The organism is Candidatus Magnetominusculus xianensis (assembly GCA_001541255.1).
GTDB classification, from domain to species: Bacteria; Nitrospirota; Thermodesulfovibrionia; order Thermodesulfovibrionales; family Magnetobacteriaceae; genus Magnetominusculus; species Magnetominusculus xianensis.
In genome coordinates this window covers 1-2645 of sequence record LNQR01000143.1, presented here as the reverse complement: position 1 = coordinate 2645, position 2645 = coordinate 1, and the positions used below count along the sequence as shown (strand labels likewise).

Here is a 2645-nt window from a genome sequence, read left to right as displayed (position 1 = left end):
ACCACTAACTGGAGAGCCGTATGCGGGAAATCCGCCTGTACGGTTCGGAGGGAGGGGAGGCGAAAACCTTCCCTACCCCTATCAGGAAACCATCGGTCGTAGCTAAAAATATAGGCAATTTCTGCATAATTTTCAGATGCGATTGCCCTGACATCCCCACTGTTTATGGCTCAATTCTTTCTGTTATAATGAAAGTATAACTGTTGTCCTTTACAACTTTTAACTTTATGTACAACATAGGAGAAACCATCATGTCTTTGGTAAAGGTAAAAAATAAATTTCAAGTTACTATCCCAGCGGAAATTCGGGAAGCTGCCAACATCAAAGAGGGGGATATTTTAGAGGTAGTGTTTCAGGATAAGACCATCGTCTTTAAGCCCAAGGTGGTGTTAGACAGAGAAAGCGCTGAAGCCTCTATCGCCGAAGGGTTGAAGGACTACCGAGAAGGTCGGATTTTTGGCCCTTTTGACAGTATTAAGGGATTTAAGGCCGCTCTCTCTAAAGCATGAAGCTTTTATTTACCGCCAAAGCTCTTAAAGACTACGAGTCTTTAACGGATAATCTGCAAGCCGTGGTTGATAAACAATTGGAAGCTCTGCTAAGAGACATCCGTTATCCTTCTCTGCGGGCTAAAAAATATAATGAAAGCCAAGATATTTGGCAGGTTCGGATCAATAAAGACTATCGGGCTTATTTTTGTATCGATGGAGATATTTACATAGTCATTACTATCTGCAAACATCCTAAATAGGTATAGCCCCACCACCCGTGTCACCAGCCGCCCTTTGACAGAACAAAACATGTTTATAAATATTCTTTATGAACTTATAAAATCATTTTATTAGATATTTTTACCCCCACCCCTCATACTACAATTAGTCTTGTCAATGTTTGGATTCTAATTTACAAAAGGGGGAGTTATGATGATTTTGGAATTAAGTAAAAGGGTAGTCTTTATCGTAGCATTAACTGTCTTTTGCCTTAGCTCTTTATCGTCTGCAAAGAACGCAGTTGGCATAATGGCAATGGGTTATATACACACTGTTGGCATAAAAAACGACGGCACACTTTGGGCTTGGGGTCACAATGGCTGGGGTCAATTAGGAGACGGCACTACTACCAATAGGTACTCACCGGTACAGATAGGGACATTTGCCTGGGTCTCTGTTGCTATCGGTTCTTATCATACGATAGGAATAAAAAACGACGGCACACTTTGGGCTTGGGGTTACAATAATTATGGTCAATTAGGAAACGGCACTAACCACAGTTATTACTCACCGGTGCAAATAGGTGCATCCACTTGGTCATCCATCTCGGGAGGTTATTCTCACACGGTAGGGATAAAAAGTGACGGCACACTTTGGATGTGGGGTTTTCTCTATCCTTCCTCAAGCGGCAGTGGCAGTGTTGTCTCCCTCTCACCAAAGCAGATAGGGACATCTATATGGTCATCTGTATCTGCAGGTACTTATCATACGATAGGAATAAAAAGCGATGGCACACTTTGGGCTTGGGGGCTTAATAACTATGGTCAATTAGGAGACGGCACTACTAACCACAGTTATTACTCACTGGTGCAAATAGGGACTTCTACTTGGTCATACATCTCTGGAGGTGATTCTCACACGGTAGGGATAAAAAGTGACGGCACACTTTGGGCTTGGGGGCTTAATGATTATGGTCAATTAGGAGACGGCACTACTACCAATAGGCTCTCACCGGTGCAGATAGGTACTTCTACTTGGTCATCCGTATATGCAGGTGTAGCTTATACTATAGGGATAAAAAGCGACGGTACACTCTGGGCTTGGGGTAACAATAGCAGTGGTTATTTAGGAGACGGCACTACTACCAATAGGCTCTCACCTGTTCAGATAGGAACATCAACTTGGTTATCGATACTTGTAGTTGGTTATAGTACAGTGGCGATAAAAAGTGACGGCACACTTTGGGCTTGGGGTAACAATAGCTGGGGTCAATTAGGAGACGGCACTACTACTAGTAGTCTCTCACCGGTACAGATAGGGACATCTACCTGGGGCAGTGATCATAATATGGCAAGCGCGATGATCAATCAAATGTTTAGTCAAGATGCCTCATACTATGGGACAAAATCAGGCGGTGTTACAACGGGGACAGACACGAGCGGCACATACTATGTACAGTGGTTTACCAATGGAAAGGCAATATTAGCGTACTCGGACGGTCATATGTATTACTTTACCGGTACAGGCAGCAGTTGGAACTCTTTTGGGACAACGTGGAAAATAAGCAGCGACTTGACGAATGCAACCGCATGGATTAACGCGTTTTACAGTCAATACACCTCATTTTTCGGAACAAAATCAGGAGGGATTACAACAGGAACTGACACGAGCGGCACATACTATATCCAGTTCTTTACAAATGGCACTGGTCTTTTGGCATGGACTGACGGGTATGTATATTTCTATTCGGGCGGCAAATGGAACTCCTTTGGGACAAAATGGAAGTAAGCAAGTGGCATGAGTTGTTGAAGGGCTTGTTTATACCGGCAGTTTCTTAGATACTTGTATCAGGGCAAACGCATTTGAAAAATTAAGCTGAGATTGCCTATACTTTTAGCTCTGATCGATGGTTTCCTGGATTCCCGCTTTCGCGGG

General features: G+C 43.4%; 3 protein-coding genes. All 3 read left to right on the top strand.

The window, feature by feature from the left end; all coding sequences use genetic code 11:
- Positions 1 to 251 precede the first annotated feature (251 nt).
- The 3 genes from ASN18_RS16710 (at position 252) to ASN18_RS16700 (ending at position 2498) form a co-directional block, all read left to right on the top strand.
- Complete coding sequence (locus ASN18_RS16710; RefSeq protein WP_236861858.1) at positions 252 to 509, top strand: AbrB/MazE/SpoVT family DNA-binding domain-containing protein; 258 nt, start codon at positions 252 to 254, stop codon at positions 507 to 509.
- Entirely contained in the window at positions 506 to 751 is a 246-nt protein-coding gene (locus ASN18_RS16705; protein WP_085053920.1) for a type II toxin-antitoxin system RelE/ParE family toxin, read from the top strand. Before ASN18_RS16710 ends, ASN18_RS16705 begins: the two co-directional genes overlap by 4 nt.
- A gap of 169 nt (positions 752 to 920) precedes the next feature.
- Complete coding sequence (locus ASN18_RS16700) at positions 921 to 2498, top strand: RCC1 domain-containing protein (protein WP_085053919.1); 1578 nt, start codon at positions 921 to 923, stop codon at positions 2496 to 2498.
- Positions 2499 to 2645 lie beyond the last annotated feature (147 nt).